This window comes from Rhizobacter sp. (genome assembly GCA_021153565.1).
Taxonomy (GTDB): Bacteria; Pseudomonadota; Gammaproteobacteria; order Burkholderiales; family Burkholderiaceae_C; genus Albitalea.
Genome location: JAJKJU010000214.1, coordinates 1 through 16,384 on the forward strand (window position 1 = coordinate 1; position 16,384 = coordinate 16,384).

Consider the following 16,384-nt stretch of genomic DNA (forward strand, 5'->3'; position numbering starts at 1 on the left):
CAATTTCCCGTTTTGGGGGGCGCTGGGCGGGCGCGCTGCGGCGTTGCTCCTCACTTGTGTGGCTCGCCACACGGCGCTCGGAGCGCCTTGCATCGCATCCCACCCAACGCCCCCCAAACGGGAACTTATTCCGGGCCAAATCCTTATTGGTCGCGAGGCGGATCAGGCACGAAGCCTGCGTGGTGATCGCGCGGAAATGGATCGGGTGTGGTCGACCGGTGGCGTGGAATCACGCCCATGGCGACCAGGTTGTCCACGCTGTCATAGCGGATGCTGATGATCTGCATCGGCGAAGTGTTGCTCCGCTCGAATGTGGTGTGGCTTGAGTAGGAGTATTCGCGTGCGCCATGGGCTGTGCCAAGTCGCTCGCGCCGCGTGGCGAAGGCATCCCGTGCGGCCTTGGCGGCTGGCTGGTTGGCGGACTGACCGCTGCTGGCATCGGAAAGTGAGGATTCGGCTGCGGCAGGAGCAGGGGTCGGCTGTTGCAAAGGCGCGGAGAATCGTCCGTCGTTGCGACGCTCTTGTTCGTTGTCCATCGGCATGCGGTCAGCTGGAATCGGCGCGCGTTCGGCAAACACTGCGACTCCGATCACGCCGACGTCGGCTGGTCGCCCCGTCCGCGCTGCGTACGACTGCGACAAAGCCGAGAACTCGAACGCAGCCACCTCGCTCTCGCTCTTGCGCCATCCGCTGATCTCGTAGCTTTGCCACGGCTGGTACACGTAGCCGGCCTGCGACGATGATGCCGTCTGACCCGTCACGACGTTCACGCCATCTACCGACATCACGGCCAGCACGCGTCCCGCCGTCTGATTGATGACGCGTACCGAATAGCGATGCCCGGGTTGCCCGGCGACGTACTGCTGTCGGTCCTTGTAGTAGACGGGCAAGGTCTGCCCGGTGTCGCGATCAACGACGCTGACAGCCACCACGCCCGCGTCCGCGTCGGAAGCGCATCCGGCGGTCATGATGGCGCAGGCGAAGGCGAGCGCGGACGTGGCGAGGGCAGGGCGCAAGCGCTTGGTTGAAGAGTCGTCGGGGTGGGCCATGGGTATCTCCGTGATGTGGATAACCCGTTGCACGTGCAGAAGACCCGAATGGGGTGAAAACCGCTACGTCCCGATTTGGACCTGTGCTCCAAATCGCGAGGCTCACCTGTCATACCTTACAGATGGTCAGGCGTGTCGTCCCTGGGCAGAATCTGCCGCCGGTGGAGTCTTGCAACAAAAAGGATCAAAAAGAAGAATGAGTGCGAGCGCTCAGGTATTTCAACAGGCCAATCACCATGCCCTGGCCAGCATCATCGACGCAAGCGCCACACGAACCATCGTGGCTGCACAGGACATCTACGACGACCGCGGCAACAAACTGTGGGCGCGAGATCAGTCGGTGTCGAATTCTCTGCAGCAACGCCTGCTCGAGCGCAGGCTCAAGCGCCCGCTTGAGTCGTGCCTGAAGGTCGAAGACGGGATCACGACCATTCAGCTTCACGAGGCGTTGACCTCGTTCCTCGAAGGCGGTCACGCCTTGGCGCGCGCCGTTCAACCTTGGGCGCAGCTCCTTTGCGAAGAGGTCACGCTCCTGTCGCTGCATGCGTCCGTTCAGTTGCTGCTGACGACTTTGCATGCCACAAGGCCGAGCGCATTCGACCATGCGGTTCGCGGCATGGCCCTGGCAGGCGCCCTCCAGGCCAGCGTCAGGCCCGAGCGCTATGACGTGCGCCTTGCCATGCTCGGCGGCCTGCTGCACGACCTCGGCGAGATGTACGTCAATCCGGTCTACCTGTGCGGCAGCCAGCGGCTCGACATGGCCGGGTATCGGCACGTGGTGGCGCATCCGCGCATTGGAGAGTTGCTGCTTGCGACCATGACCGACTACCCGCCGGGACTGGTGCGTGGCATCGGCGAGCACCATGAACGTTTCGATGGCACGGGCTACCCCATGCGCCGCGCGGGCAACGCCATTTCGCCGCTGGGTCGCCTGCTCGCGGTGATGGAGACGGCGCTGGCGACTTCCGAGGCGCCGACCGCGCCGCTGACCCGCACCAGCTTCGCCCTGCGGATGGTCACCGGCGAGTACGACGCGCACTGGCTCAGTCTGGTGTCGAGCGCTGCCTGGCGTGAGCAGGAAGACACCGAGGCCGTGGTCTGCGACAAGAGCGGAGAGCTGATCGTCCATCTGGCCCTGATCGACACCGAGCTCGCGATGGTTCGCGACCAGGCCTTGGGATTGGTGGAAAAGGCGGGCGTGTCGCCCCTGGTCAAGGACGTCGCCGCCAAGGTCGCGTCGGCGATGCATCGGTTGCGTGTCGGGTGGAACTCCGCCGGCTCGTGGAGCGTCTCGCAACCCGACGGTTCGCCCCAGAGCCGGTTCGAGCTGACCATGGCCAGGGACGAGATGCGCTTTCGCATGAGGTGTGTCGAGCGCGATTGCCTGTGGCCGCACGTGGAATTGAGCGCCGACGATGCCGCGCAGTTGTCCGTGCTGTGGGATGACCTGTCGGGCGGGGAGCTACTTTCGCCTGTCGAGTGCCTGGTCGCATGAGGAACCTTCGATCAGCGGCACCAGGCTGGGTGTCAGGGTCTTGAGCAGCTGCGCGGGCAGGGCGCTGGTGAACTTGTATTTGGCAGCGTACGGCTCGTGCACGTAGGCCATGATCGTTCCGAAGTAGCGGTCGCCGATGAGAAACACCAGGGTGGCAGAGCGGTCGATCACACGCGACGAGATCAACTGACCGCCACGTCCATATACATCGAATCGGTGGTCGCCGGTGCCGGTCTTGCCGCCGATGGGCATGACGGTGCCGTCGTGAAGCACGAGGGCGCCTTTCAGTCGCTTGGCGGTGCCTTCTTCGACCACGCCGATCAGCGCGCGCCGCGCGACGTCGGCCACCTCTGGGCTCAGCACCTGCTCACCGCGGGCCGGTTGGCTTTCGAGTCTCGTCTCATAGGGTGTTCCCCTGGCGAACTGAAGGGCGTCAATGCGCGTCGCCGGCAATCTCTTGCCGCGGTTGACGATGATGCCCATCAGTTCCGCCAAGGCTGCGGGGCGGTCGCCGGACGCACCGAGCGCCGTCGCATATGACGGCGTCAGCGATTCGAAGGGATAGCCCAGACGCTTCCAGGCTCGATGAATCTCAAGGAAAGCCTCGACTTCGAGCAAGCCGCGAATGCGCCCGTCTTGCGCACCCTTGTGTCGCGTCTTGAACAACCACCCGTAGACCTCCTGCCGTTCGGCACGGCTTGCGGCCAAGGTCTGGCCGAGCGTGGCCGTGGGGTGTTGGCGCAGGTAGCTCATGACCCACAGCTCCAGCGGGTGGACGCTCGCCAAGTAGCCGCGGTCGGCCAGTGACCAGCGGTCTGCACGGTATTTCTCGTGCAGCGCCTGTGCCGACTGTTCAGAACCGGGCAGACGCTGAGCGAGAAACTGAGTCAGCCCTTCCGCGCCGGCCTGGGGTTCGAGGCCGTAGAAGATGCTCGCCAGCCGCGATGGCGTGGGCCGGATGCTTTGCAGCAAAAGGTCCTCCGCTTCCAGGCGGGGCTTGGAAGCGTACTTGCGGTAAAAGCGCGCGACGAAGGCGCTTCCTTCCTTGTCGGCGAAGCGCGACAGGTATTCCTGACGTTTCGGGTGGCTGGAGTCTTCCAGAATCTCGGCGCTCGCTTTGGCGCTGCCGGCCATCACGTGGTACACGACATCGCGCATGAGGCGGATGAAGACCAGGTTCACCGAATGCGCCAAGGCATCATTCAGGCTCATGGTGCGGTGGTTGTCCAGCGGATCGAAATTGTCGAAGTGGTGCAGCCCACCGCCGGTGAAGAAGCCTTCGCTTGGGTTGGCCGAGTAGGTGCGCTGCATGGCCGCTGAAAGCATCGCCGCGAGTCCGCGGTCGTCGGCCTTCGCGAGGTAGTCCCGCGCCCAGCGGGCGATGGGGTCGCGGGTGCTGATGTTCAGTGCGCCGAGCTGCTGCGCGTCCAGGGCGTTCCAGCTGCCGTGCAGTTGGGCGACCTGCTCCAGGTAGGTGATCAGCGTGCGCAGCTTGGCGGTGGAACCGAGATCGAGGCGCGCACCTTCATTGAGATCGAAGGGTTGGTCGAGGTTGTCCGTCTGCACGCGCAGCAGATTGGCCCCTTCCGTGCGTTCGAACAGCGTGAAGCTGACGACGATCTTGCTCGTGTCGTCTCCCTCGTTGAGCAGGTGAAAACCATACAGGCCAGCGGCCTTGGCGCCTTCGGTCGTATTCAGGCTGCGCAGCAAGGCCGTGGTTGCGTGCTGAGCCTCGCCCGCGAGGCTGCTTTCCACCGCGAGATCGAGGCGGTCCAAGTCGTAGGCGCGTGGCATCCCGAGCAGGCTTTGGAGTTTGCCGCGCAGAGCCGTCGAGGCCTTGCGGCCAACGAAGGACACTTGCGGCTCAGACACGGGTTTCAGTTGGAGCTTGAGCGAAAGCGGCAGGGCCGCATCGCGCAGCGCGGGCGTGATGACGCCCGCATCGGCCATCACGCGCAGGTAGCGGTCGGTCACCTCGCGCAGCACCGGCGCCGCTTCTTCGGTGAGGTAATGCGAAGGCCGGCGCTGGGCCACCATCAAGGACAAGGCCTGCTTGTATGCCAGGGCCTGCCTGGGCAACAAGGCCGCATTGAATGCGAGCGTCGTGCTCCGCCGCCCGTGATCAGCCTCGGCGATGGGAGCCGACAGCAGCGCGTTCAAGTCCGCGAACTCGCGCCCATACCAGATCCACATCGCATCGCCCACGCCATTCACTTCGCCAAAGCCGGCATGGGCCGACAGCGGCACGGTGTTGAGGTAATCAAGAAGGATCTGGCGGCGTCGTGCGGTGGTGTCCTCGCCGTCGATGTAGCCGCGCAGCGAAGCCGAAGCCATCTGGCGCAGCTTGTCCTTGGCCGTCTCGGTGCGCCCTTCGGGCGAGTGGCGGTATTTTTCGATCTGCGTGGCGAGCGTGCTTCCGCCTCCGGCGGAACGCGTCTCGTCGACGACCCGGCGCAGCGCTTGGTCGAACATCGCCTTGCCCAGGCGGTCCCACTCGATGGCTGGATTGCGTGAAGGGTGCGGATCGAACAGCTCGCGGTTCTCAATGAACAGCAAGGAGTCGACGAGAAGTTTTGGCACCGCCTCGAACCGGTCGTACACCCGCTCGGGGTAGCGTGCAGTGAACAGCGGTTCGCCGCGGCAGTCGCGCAGCTCAAGGCCTGCTTGCGTCTTCTCGTGGTAAGTCGCGAACAGGCCCTTGTCGCTCAACTCAAGCAGCTGGGCGGACATGCGTGCCTGCGCCGTGACCGGATAGCCTTGGCTGTTCAGGCGCGTGATCATTTCCGGCAGCGCGTGGTAGCCCAGCCGTTGGTCGGAGGGGCCGGCGCCGGGGAATCGGATGGCCGAGCTGAGCCCGGGCTGCACCTGAAACGTCAGGCTTCTCGTCATTTCGCTGAGCCAGGCGGCCTGCCGGCGAGACGTTCGAACCTCGTCACGCGCAACATAGACGAAAGCAAGTGCGGCAACGATCAGCAGGGCCAACATGGCCCGCCTGCCGAACCTCTTCCAAAAGGCGACGAGTTGCGCGATTGACAAGGGCTGCCCTCAAACGAACTCAATTGTCATGACCATACGCGATGTAGGCCGCGCGACCAAGCGGTTCATCAAAAGAAACCAAACTCGGCCATGCCGGCCAGCATGGCAGTGCATGCTTCGTGTGGGGTCAAACGCGCCGAATCGACGCGCAGGTCGGCGAATGACGGTGGCTCATAGCGGGAATCGATGCCCGTGAAACCCTTGAGCTCACCCCGCCGCGCGCGCTTGTACAGCCCCTTTGGATCACGCTCCTCGCAGACCGCAAGCGGCGCATCGACGAACACTTCCATGAACTCGCTCGCCGCGAAGCGCGCCCGCGCTGCCTGGCGGTCTGCTGCAAAGGGCGAGATCAGGGCCGTGATGACGATGAGGCCGGCGTCGACCATCAAGCGTGCGACCTCGACAACCCTGCGCACATTTTCAATCCGGTCCGCGTCAGAGAAACCGAGGTCTCGCGTCAGGCCCTGTCGTAATTCGTCGCCGTCGAGCACGTAGGTGCGCATGCCTTGCGCGTGAAGGTGCTGTTCGACCATGGCGGCGAGCGTCGACTTGCCGGCACCGGAAAGTCCGGTCATGTAGACGACGCCGCTGCGATGCCTGTTCAGGGCCTCGCGCTGCTGCCGCGTGACGCGGGCGGGGTATGTGGCTTCAAGCGGCACTCGCATCATTCTTTTGTTGCTCCTCGACCTGCATGAGGATGCGGCCTACCAATCCGCTCAGCTCCTCGAAGGTGTTCTCTTTTTCCAGCAGGCTTCGCACGCCCGCGTTGCGCGCCTCGTTGCGCAGTTCCTCGGTGATGTAGCCCGAGCTGATCACCACCGGTAGGCCGGGGCGAATGCGCGCCATCTCATTGGCGACATCGAGGCCGGAAAAATCCGGCATGTTGAAGTCAGTCACCACGAAGTCGAAGGCCTCGGGGTGTTCGCGAACGGCCTGCACGGCCTCGTGCGCATCGTGGTAACCGCTGACCCTGTAGCCCGAGCGCTCGAGGATGCGTTCGACCATGACGACCATGGTCTCGTCGTCATCGACATACAGCACGTGCTCGCCGTGACCACGAATCGGGGAGGACGGCGCTGACTTCACGGACATTGCGGCCGCATCGGCCTGGACGGTGGGAAAGTAGAGGTGAAACGTCGAGCCCTGGCCGGGTTCGCTGTCGACCGCGATTGCGCCATGGTGCGCCGTGAGGATGCCGTGGACCACCGACAGGCCCAGGCCTGTGCCCTGGCCCACCGGCTTGGTCGTGAAGAACGGCTCGAAGATGCGTGCGCGGGTCGCGGCATCCATGCCGACTCCGGTGTCGCTCACCCACAGATGCGCGTAAGGCCCGGGCTCGATACTCCCGAGACGCTGCGTGTCGTCGAAGTGCAGCGTCACGCCGTCCAGGCCGATACCGATGCGTCCAGTGCCGTCCTTCAAGGCGTGCCAGGCATTGGTGCAAAGGTTCATCAGCACCTGCTGAACCTGGGTCGCATCCGCCAGCGCATACAGGGGCTCGGCGGTGAACATGACGTCCAGTTCCACGCGCGCCGGCAGCGTGGCGCGCAGTAGCTTTTGTGTCTCTTCGACCACGGGCCGAAGTGGCTGAGTCACGAGTTCCTGCGGCTCCCTTCGACTGAACGTGAGGATCTGCTGGACCAGGTTGCGCGCCCGCAGGCTGGCCTTGTGGATCTCCTCCAGGTTGATGAGCGCAGGGTGATCGCTGGCGACCTCCTCGCGTGCGAGCGCCACGTTTCCGAGGATGGCGCCGAGAATGTTGTTGAAGTCGTGCGCGATGCCGCCGGCCAGGGTGCCGAGGGACTCCATTTTCTGAACGTCGCGCAGCTGCGCCTCGAACCGGCGCAGATCGGCTTCAGCCGCCTTGCGGTCGGTGATGTCGCTCATGGCGACGCGCACCATCGACGAGTATTCGTCGGCTCCGACGCGCATGCAGTCGAGCTGAACGTGCGGGCATGTGTCCTTGCCCGTTTGCAAAGGCAGCTCGAGCCGTTGCCTGTTGCCGTGACGCAAGGTGTCGAGGAAGTGCTCATACCAGCGGTCGGCGTCCGCCGGCAGAACGTACTGAGCAAAGCGCTTGTGCAGCAACTTGTCGCGCGCCTCGCCCAGCATGTCTGCGCCGGTCAGGTTGAGCTGTTCGATCAGGCCTTCGGCCGACAGCGTGAGATAGCCTACCGGAGCGAACTCGAAAAGATTCACATACCGGTCGCGAGAGGCCTCCAGTTCGATCTGACCCTTGCGGTGCTCCGCGCGGATGAGGGCCTGCCCCAGCTCGCGTTCCAGCACGGGTGCGAGCCGCGCCATGTTCTGTTTCATGACGTAGTCGCTCGCGCCCGCCTTCATGGCCGCGACTGCGGTCTCTTCGCCGATGGTGCCTGAAAAGAAGATGAACGGAATGTCGAGGCCGCTCGCTCGAAAGACATCGAGCGCTTCGACACCGTTGAACCGCGGTAGACGGAAGTCTGACAGCACCGCGTCCCAGTGTTCATTTGTGAGTGCGTTGCGCATCGATTCGACTTCCTGGACTCGTCGATAGGTCGGCTCAAAGCCGCCGCGCTTGAGCATCCGCATCGCGAGCATGGCGTCGTCCTCGGAGTCCTCGACCACCAGGATCTTGATCGCACGCGTCACAGCCTCTTCCTCTCCGGTGGCGATTCATTCATCATCAGCCAGTAGATTCCGAGCACCTTGACCGCTTCGAGGAACTCGGTGAAATCCACCGGCTTTCGAACGTAGCTGTTGGCCCCGAGCGAGTAACCGGAGATCAAGTCCTCCTCTTCCTTGGACGAGGTCAGAATCACCACCGGCTGGAGCCGCGTTCGCTCATCGGCGCGAATGGCCCTCAATACGCCCAGGCCGTCGAGCTTGGGGAGTTTCAGGTCGAGAATGACGACCGTGGGCAGGGGGTCTTTCGCGCGCGAGGCGTAGGCGCCGCGCGCGAACAGGAAGTCCAGTGCCTCGATGCCATCGCGAGCCACCGCGATGGTGTTCATGACATGGCTGCGTTTGAAGGCACGCAATGTCAGCGTGACATCGTCGGGGTTGTCTTCTACCAGCAAGATGACCTTGTTGCTTTCACTCATCGATTTGGCTCTTTCAGGCTAAAGAAAAATGTCGCGCCGAGGCCGGGTTTTGCCTGGGCGCGGATCGCGCCTTCGTGGCGACGGAAGATGCGCTGCACGATCGCGAGTCCAATACCGGTCCCGGAAAACTCGCTTTCGTGGTGAAGCCGCTGGAAAGCGCCGAAGAGCCGATCCGCGTAGGCCATGTCGAAGCCCACGCCGTTGTCGGCAACAAAGCATTCCTTCTTGCCATCCGCCTGGAGCGAACCGATGTGCACCCTCGGCTGCTCGGTCTTGCCGGTGAACTTCCAGGCGTTCTCCATCAGGTTTTGCATGGCGATCTGGATCAGCGCCGAGTCCGCATGCACCGTGATGCCTTCTTCGATGTCCCACTTCACGGCGCGCGGGGGCTGCTGCTGGTCGAGCGAGTCGGCGATCTCGCGGGCGATCTGGCTGAGATTGACCACCTTGAGGTTCAGCTCGGCGCGCGTGACCCGCGACAAGCCGAGCAGCTCGTCGATGAGCCGGCCCATCCGCTGGCTGGCCGCACGAATGCGTTGCAGCGAATCCTTGGCTTCGTCGTCGAGTTTGTCGCCGTAGTCTTCCAGCAGGGCGAGCGAGAAACCGTCCATGCTGCGCAGCGGCCCGCGCAGGTCGTGCGATACGGAATAGCTGAAGGCTTCGATTTCCTGGTTGAGCGCGGCCAATTCTTGATTGCTGCGCTCGATCTGCGCAAAGGACATTCGCAGCGAATGAGTCATCGAATCGAAGTTTCGAGACAAATCTCCGATCTCATCCTTGCTGCCGACGTCGACTTTGTAGTGCCAGTTGCCCGCGGCGACTTCGCGGGTCGCCTGTTCGAGCCGGTGGATCGGCGCGAGTACGTTGCGGTTGATGAGCCACGCCCCGCCGACCGTCGTCAGCGCGATCAGGCCAAGCCCGAAGAGGATGACCGTCTCCACCCGCCGCTGTGCGGCATTGATGCGCTCGGTCGAAAAGTCGGTGAGACGAAACGCATTCGCCACGCTGTCTTGCTGAAGCATCAGAATCTGGCTCGACAACTGGGCCTCGAATCGCCGGATCGATTCCTTGTCCTCGTCCGATCTGGTCTCGGGGTTTGGTACGAGCTCCTCGACGAGACGATGCGTCGTGGCAATGCGTTCGCGCAGATCTTCGAGAATCTCGCGTTGCGCCGGTTCGACGAGGGTGTCGTCTGCGATGAGGCGCTGAAGGCGGCTCGAGACTTCCTGCTCCTGCTGCCGCGCGCGTTCGTGGCGGTGAAGGATGTACTCGAAAGTCACCAGCCTGACCTCGGTCAGCCCGCGTGTGAGCTGCGTGGTTTGACGGCGCTTGTTGTTGGCGTCCTCGACTTCCTTGTTCGCCCACAAGATCATTGCCGCGATCAATGCGATCGTCACGAGTGCCGTCGTCGTGGCAAGTCGTCCTTTGGTGCTGATCTTCATCGTCAGTGCACCACTGTCACGCGCTCGGCCTGAACATCGAGCAGCGCGTCCAGGTACAGGTGCGGCAGGAAGTTCGGAACCGGCCGCTTGTCGGCGTAACCGCGCGCCATGGCCCAGCGCGCCTCGTCTTCAAGGGTGATGAGTTGCGATTGGCGCAGATCGACTTTGAATTCGATGTCGTCCCAGCCGGATCGCACCGTCTTCAGATCGAGCTTGAATTGATCCGCGACCAGCGCCATGGCTTGTTGCGGCTCCTTGCTGGCAAATGCCTCCGCCTGGATCAAAGCCCGCACGAGCTTGCCGATAGCGCTCGAACGGGCCTTCAAGAAATCGCTGCGTCCGACCACCACGTGAGTCACCACATAAGCGTCTGTCGACGTGAGGGGCAGGGCGTTATCCGCCAAAGCAGCACGCGCGTCGGACTTGTTCGGCTCCCAGGTTGACGCCGCATCGATTGAGCCATTCGTCAGCGCCTGGACGAGCTTGTCCGGCGGCATGTCAACCATCGTGATCGAGCTGGGGGCGATCTTGTTGCGGATGAGGAAGGCCCACAGGAAGTATTCGCCACTCGTGCCGGGAGTCACACCGACCCGCTTGCCTGCCAGGTCGCTCGGGCGTGCAATGGCCCGGTCTCGACGGGCGATGATCGTCATGTCGCCGGACACGCTGACGATGGTGGCTGCAATTCCGATCGGCTTGCCCTTCATGACGGCGATGACGAAAGGCACTTCGGCCGTCGAGGCCAGATCGACTCCGCCTTGGGTCATCAGCTCGAGGGCGGCCTTGCCATGGCTCACGGGCTTGACGGTGACGTCGAGTCCTTGTTCGGCAAAGTATCCCTTTGCGGCGGCGATGCACAGCAACGCGGCATGCGGCGTCGTGGACACCGCGATGCTCAACTTTTCTGCGGCCGCCGCCGATGTGGCGGGAGGCCGCCTGTTCCCAGCGTAGCCAAGCGCAAGCGCTGCGGCGATCGCCACCGCAACAAGGGCCCGGACTCGATGGCCGTTCGTGTCGCTAGCCAATGTTCTACTCCCTGGCAATGGCGCATGCACTGCCTTTGCGGAATTCATGCCGCTGCAGAAGAGGGTACGGGCGGTGAGTGACGCGTGCAAGCTGTAAGTTGTGACAGCCTCCCACTGTCGTAGTTTTCTACGCATCCCATGTAAAGCTTTACAGCTATCTCGGCACCAGGGTCGCTGTTAGCCTTTTTTCATGGGTGGACCACAATGGTTGAGTTGTCTTCATGCATCGGAAGTTTGTACGGCCGTGGTTCGGTCTGCCCCGAGCAGTCCTCGCGCACCGTACTTCATCATGGCCCACCATCGGTCGGGCTCCAACTTCCTGAACGACCTTCTGCAATCCCATCCCTGCATCGAGTGCGTCAACGAGCCACTTTCAATGCACACGAGCTACTTTCGCGAATGCGACCTGTCGCGGTGGTCCGCCGAAGACTTTGACCCCCGGATGCTGCATCTGTCGCTTGCGCCGCACTGGGCTTTGCGCTCGTTCCTGGTCGATTTGAGGGAATACCTGCTGCAGTCGAACAGCATACGGGTCATCGGTTTCAAGGAAACGGTGCTCTTCGGCAAGCTCGACTGGTTGAAGGTCTTTATCCCGTCCTTGAAGATTCTCTTCTTGCAGCGCGATCCGAGGGCGATCGTGTCTTCGGTTTTGCGAAGCAACCTTCTATCGTTCTGGAACTATGTCCACCTCGTTCCGCCGCTCTTCAAGGCGATGCATCCAGACTACGTGAGCCGAAGCCGATCTGTCGACGAGGCGACGAGAGCAGCGGAAATTGCAGCGATGAGCGTGGTCGTTCGTTGCGAAATGGCCCGCGGCGCGATCCAGAAGTTCGACCACATGGAGCTTCATCTTGGTGCACTGATGCGAAGGCCGCGCGAACAACTCGAGCAGATCATTGAGTTTCTAGGCGTCGAGAGTGACGACGGCCCTTTGTCGTTCCTCAGGAAGAGGCAGCTCGCGAGCCGCGGCGGGCCGTATTCCTCGTTCCGCTTGCCGGACGACGTGGAGCGCGCATGGGAGCGCCATCTCACCGCGGATCAGATCCGCGCAATAGAGGACGTCTTGCAATGTGGACTTGCGGACTGAGCCGGGAAGTCGAGCGGTATCTGGACGACGCGGTCCGCTTCTCTTCGAGGCAAGGGCGGTCGATCCGTGTAGCACACACGCTGGTGACCTGCGCCACCGCCGCCGCAGTGTTGAATGAACTGGGCGTGCCTGCGGAATTGGAGGCAGCGTACAGGTATGTCAACGTCTACAACCCGGCTTGCCCGCTCGTTTTCAACAAATTGCAGCAACGGTGGACGTGCGAGCTAGCCCTCGCGCAACACCCGGTATGGGGCATCAACTGGGCGGGGGCCGTTCTGATCTGCCAGCATATGGGCGGCCGCGTTCCATTCGAGAGCGAGTGGGAATGCTTCGCCTCGAACGACCAACCGTCGCGCATCTACCCATGGGGCGACGCCCCCCCCACGCCCGTGCTGGCCAATTTCGGGGAGTACTTCGGCGGGACGAGTCGGGTGTGCAACTTTCCGCCTTCGGACCTCGGCCTGTACGATCTGGCAGGCAACCTCTGCGAGTGGTGCAACGACTTTTACCGGCCGGCGGGCGGTCAACGCAGCAGTTTTGAGCGCGTGGTGAAGGGCGGTGCCTGGAGCAAGGATGAGCGCCATCTCAAGGTGGCGGCCAGCCGCGGCAAGTGGGAGCGGCTGGGTACCACGACCATTGGATTCAGGCCTGTCTGGGACGATTGAACATGAGACTCGTCATCTTCGATCTCGACGACACGCTGATCAACTTTGCGTCGACGAGAGAGCTTGCGTATGCATGCCTTGCGAATCACCTGGATACCGAGGGCATCGACTCGGCGGCGTTCCTGCAACAATGCCGCAAGGTCGATCGTCCCTTGTTTGCCCTCTTCGAGCAGGGAACGATCACCCGCGGCGACTATCGCTTGCGGCGTTTTCGCGAGCCGCTCGAAGCGATCGGCGTGGTCGGGAAGAATGATCTCGTCGTGCATCTCAACAAGCTCTTCATGGACTGCGTGAACGACACGCCCTTGTTGTTCGACGACGTCCTGCCCGTGCTCAGACGACTTCGCAGTCTCGACATCGGGACGGCGATTCTCACGAACGGCCCGGCAGATGGACAGCGCAGAAAACTCAAGGCCACCGGCTTGATGGATGCCGTCGATCACGTGGCGATCGCAGAGGAAATTGGCTTCAGCAAGCCGTCGCCGTTCGCGTTTCACGCGGTGCTCGACTGGTTCGCATTGTCCGCCGCCGACGCGCTCATGGTTGGCGATTCACCTGAGCTGGACTACGACGCTTCGCTGAATGCCGGGCTCAGCGCCTTGCTGCTCGATCGGGACCAGCGGCATGGGGGCGGGGGCCGGACGTCAATCCGCTCGCTTGGCGGGGTGTTATGTGCTTAGGATTTGGCCCGGAATAAGTTCCCGTTTTGGGGGCGCTGGGCGGCGCGCTGCGGCGTTGCTCCTCACTTGTGTGGCACGCCACACGGCGCACGGAGCCGCGTATCGAAGCCCGTCCCGACAATTGACCTTGCCCTTCGATCGCAAAGCGACCGCAGGTGTGATACGAGCGGTCATCGTTTCCTCATGACTCGCAACGAACGGGCCAAGACACTCCATGACCATGATGCCCCTCGAAGACATGCCATCGCAGACACTCCATGATCCGCAGCCCCGGTCGGACATCGCCGTCTTGTTGAACTCGACGATCGCCGGCGCCCTGGCGGAGTTGCAGCGCGAGCCATCCGCCAGTCTGGGCGGCGCACTAAGGTGGCAATGCCTGGAAGCCGTCCAACTGCTCTGGCAGCGTCGCGACGCTCTGGCACGAGTGCTTTCGCAGCCGCCGCGGCGGCGCGCGACGTCGGGCGAATCCTCCGGCGACATCGATTACTGGACGCTGATTGCGGAGCAAACGGTCGAGTTGGGCACGGCATTCCTGACCTCGTTCGAAGCCATAGAAGTCGAATGGCGCGAATTGCAGATCACTGCCCGACAGAGTCCGGCAGCAGGCGATGCCCGCCCGCCGCAGGCGCCGTGGCCCCCCGCACCGAATGCCTGTGCCGCTGCGTTGTGGTGGGTGGTTGGACATGCGAGCCACAACGACGACGTACGGCTTGAACTGATGCGGCTCGGAACACGGCTTCTTGTGCCACGCTTTATCGAACTCTGTCGCCAGCAACTTTCGAGCACGCAGACATCCCCCGTCGTGCGGATCGAATCGATGCAGCCAGGTGAATGGTTCCGCATGTATTTGCACGATCAATGGGCGCCGGCGCATCTCACCTGGCGCAGCGACAACGGCCGCTTCTTCATGTTCTCCAGCAAGCTGGCCGGCCGTTCGCATTCGTTGAGCCGCCCCGCGCTCGAACGGTTTATCGCCCGCGGACAAATCGAACGCCTGACCCACGCCACGGCCCTTATGCCTGGGCATTCAACGTGAACACGACTGAGAGGCTGATAGTATTTCGATCATGCCCGCTCATCACGTCAAAAGACCCCTGCTCGTCGTTGCAAATGCTCGCCATAGCCCGCGCTATGGCTGCGCTTTGCGCCTAGATCAGGCGTCTTTTGACGTGCTGCTCGGACACGTTTGAAATACTCTCAGCCTCTTATGCCGCTCGCCTGTCAGGAGCCAGCTGTTGTCACTGTTGCTGGCCGCCTGCGGAGACACGGGTTCGTCATCGGTGAGTGACGCACCCAAGGGTCCGCTGACCGCAAGGCGTTTAGAGAGATACCGAGCAATGACCATTTGACGACCTGAGCATCAATGTCCGGCCGTGCGCTTCTTTTCCGTTAGGTAATGTGTGGAGACAGAGACAAGTGCATGTGCAAGTGCGCTGCCATCCACGGTTTGCCTGGACTCAAGCATGGACATGACTCGCCTCATCCCCCAAGAACCCGCCCAGCATTGCAATCGGGGCGCGGCTTTCTCTCCCTCGTCGGAGCTTCCGGTGTTGACGGACGTTGTGCGCGCAGATCGATTGGGCGCTGCGCGTCACGTGTCTAAGCTGAGCGATGCGCTTGCCGCCAGCCCCCGGAACAATGGCATGTTGCCCATGGATGCCGCGGGAACGATGCGCCTGTGGAACTACGAAGGAACGGATCTACCATCCAGCCTCTGGCAGATGCGTCAGGTGCAGACGCTAGACCTCAGCGGCAGCCGGCAACTGGAGCGCGTGTCCTCGTCGATCTCTGGTCTCAGCCAATTGCGCGATCTTGTCCTCAGCCAGTGCAAGTCCTTGAAGGAACTGCCGGAGGAACTCGGCTTGTTGGAGGAACTGCGCGTGCTCGATCTCTCCAAGTGCTCGAGCCTCGCGGTGCTTCCTTCGTCGTTGGGTAGCCTTCATCAGCTTCAGCGACTTGACCTTCGGGGTTGCGATGCCCTTACGGGCTTGCCAACTTCAATCAGCAAACTTCCGCGGACCTGCAGCGTGCTTCTTCCGAAGCAATTGAACCGTTCGGCAATCGATATGGCGCATCCGGCAGGAAGACCACAGGACGCATGATCGCCGGGAGCGCGCGATGTACTGCTTCGCGATGTGCTGAGGTTCGGAATTGCGGCCGGTGGCTGTGAGCCGCGCCGGACGTATGGCGATGCACCCGCGCCATTTTGATTTGGCGTGCGATTGCATCGCGATGCGAATCAATGCGAATCAAACCTTTGATGGCTGGCCGCGAAAGACAGTGCAGACGCAATATTGCTGGGGCATCGAATAACAGACGTCGCCGTTGATGCGTAGTTCCAACGAGAATTGCTCGCAATGTCGCGTTGTAGTAATAGCCCCTGTCGCGACCACTCTCCAGGGCCGCCTCTGCAATGCCAGAGATAGACCAAGCTCCGAGAATTGCCTGCAAGGCCACCCATGACGCGCCACAGGTCCCAACGTGCCGAGGGAAGGGGGCGTCCGTGGACGCCTCCGAGATTTGCCATCGGCAATGGTGCGGCCGTTGCAAGGGTCGAATGGCTACGCAGCCTGAGATTGCCGACGACTTCGAATCTCAGAGCTAGTCGCATGCAGCGGGATTTGCAACGCGTGTTTTAGACCAGTGCCCATGCTCGCTGGGTGATCAGCGTCACTAATCATCTGCTCCAGGGCTGCCAGACGCACGGTAGGGGGAAGCGCATTAACTGTCCCATCCCGTGTGATCATGTGCCAATCCGCAGCTGGCCGCTGTTCCGAGCCAGAGACCTTTTGCGGGGTGTTATCGAAGCCTTCCAACACGAG

13 protein-coding genes are annotated in these 16,384 nt (G+C 62.5%); 6 read left to right on the forward strand and 7 right to left on the reverse strand.

Annotation, left to right across the window (positions count from 1 at the left end):
* Positions 1–143: 143 nt before the first annotated feature.
* Positions 144–1,049 (reverse strand): hypothetical protein, encoded by a 906-nt coding sequence (locus AC30NL_RS13450; RefSeq protein ID WP_489464508.1) that lies wholly within the window; start codon positions 1,047–1,049, stop codon positions 144–146.
* Positions 1,050–1,245: 196 nt separating this feature from the next.
* Here AC30NL_RS13450 and AC30NL_RS13455 point away from each other — a divergent pair, with 196 nt between their 5' ends.
* The gene (locus tag AC30NL_RS13455) at positions 1,246–2,544 is read left to right on the forward strand and encodes an HD-GYP domain-containing protein (protein ID WP_489464509.1); all 1,299 of its coding nucleotides are present in this window, start codon (positions 1,246–1,248) and stop codon (positions 2,542–2,544) included.
* Here the strand turns inward: AC30NL_RS13455 and AC30NL_RS13460 are convergent.
* The 6 genes from AC30NL_RS13460 to AC30NL_RS13485 all read right to left on the reverse strand — a co-directional run bounded on the left by AC30NL_RS13460 (position 2,512) and on the right by AC30NL_RS13485 (position 11,130).
* A complete protein-coding gene (locus tag AC30NL_RS13460; RefSeq protein WP_489464510.1) occupies positions 2,512–5,529 on the reverse strand; it encodes a transglycosylase domain-containing protein in 3,018 nt (1,005 codons plus the stop codon). The two genes, AC30NL_RS13455 and AC30NL_RS13460, sit on opposite strands and share 33 nt — an antisense overlap.
* A gap of 119 nt (positions 5,530–5,648) precedes the next feature.
* Positions 5,649–6,239 (reverse strand): adenylyl-sulfate kinase, encoded by a 591-nt coding sequence (gene cysC, locus AC30NL_RS13465; RefSeq protein ID WP_489464511.1) that lies wholly within the window; start codon positions 6,237–6,239, stop codon positions 5,649–5,651.
* On the reverse strand, positions 6,229–8,211 hold the full coding sequence (locus AC30NL_RS13470) for a hybrid sensor histidine kinase/response regulator (protein WP_489464512.1): 1,983 nt from the start codon (positions 8,209–8,211) through the stop codon (positions 6,229–6,231). The genes cysC and AC30NL_RS13470 overlap by 11 nt, the downstream gene beginning before the upstream one ends.
* Entirely contained in the window at positions 8,208–8,663 is a 456-nt protein-coding gene (locus AC30NL_RS13475; protein WP_489464513.1) for a response regulator, read from the reverse strand. Before AC30NL_RS13475 ends, AC30NL_RS13470 begins: the two co-directional genes overlap by 4 nt.
* Complete coding sequence (locus AC30NL_RS13480; protein ID WP_489464514.1) at positions 8,660–10,105, reverse strand: sensor histidine kinase; 1,446 nt, start codon at positions 10,103–10,105, stop codon at positions 8,660–8,662. Before AC30NL_RS13480 ends, AC30NL_RS13475 begins: the two co-directional genes overlap by 4 nt.
* Before the next feature lie 2 nt (positions 10,106–10,107).
* Positions 10,108–11,130, reverse strand: coding sequence for an ABC transporter substrate-binding protein (locus AC30NL_RS13485; protein ID WP_489464515.1), 1,023 nt, complete (start codon positions 11,128–11,130; stop codon positions 10,108–10,110).
* Between the two features lie 289 nt (positions 11,131–11,419).
* On the opposite strand from AC30NL_RS13485, the gene AC30NL_RS13490 reads away from it, so the two are divergent.
* From AC30NL_RS13490 to AC30NL_RS13510, 5 genes are all read left to right on the forward strand, one after another.
* Positions 11,420–12,217: a sulfotransferase gene (locus AC30NL_RS13490; protein ID WP_489464516.1), complete on the forward strand. Its 798-nt coding sequence runs from the start codon at positions 11,420–11,422 to the stop codon at positions 12,215–12,217.
* Entirely contained in the window at positions 12,199–12,882 is a 684-nt protein-coding gene (locus AC30NL_RS13495; protein ID WP_489464517.1) for a formylglycine-generating enzyme family protein, read from the forward strand. The genes AC30NL_RS13490 and AC30NL_RS13495 overlap by 19 nt, the downstream gene beginning before the upstream one ends.
* 2 nt (positions 12,883–12,884) lie before the next feature.
* Positions 12,885–13,562 carry an HAD family hydrolase gene (locus tag AC30NL_RS13500; protein WP_489464518.1) on the forward strand — a complete coding sequence of 226 codons (678 nt, stop codon included), beginning with the start codon at positions 12,885–12,887 and terminating at the stop codon, positions 13,560–13,562.
* Between the two features lie 214 nt (positions 13,563–13,776).
* On the forward strand, positions 13,777–14,598 hold the full coding sequence (locus AC30NL_RS13505; protein WP_489464519.1) for a hypothetical protein: 822 nt from the start codon (positions 13,777–13,779) through the stop codon (positions 14,596–14,598).
* Positions 14,599–15,025: 427 nt separating this feature from the next.
* Positions 15,026–15,664, forward strand: coding sequence for a leucine-rich repeat domain-containing protein (locus AC30NL_RS13510; RefSeq protein WP_489464520.1), 639 nt, complete (start codon positions 15,026–15,028; stop codon positions 15,662–15,664).
* Positions 15,665–16,384 lie beyond the last annotated feature (720 nt).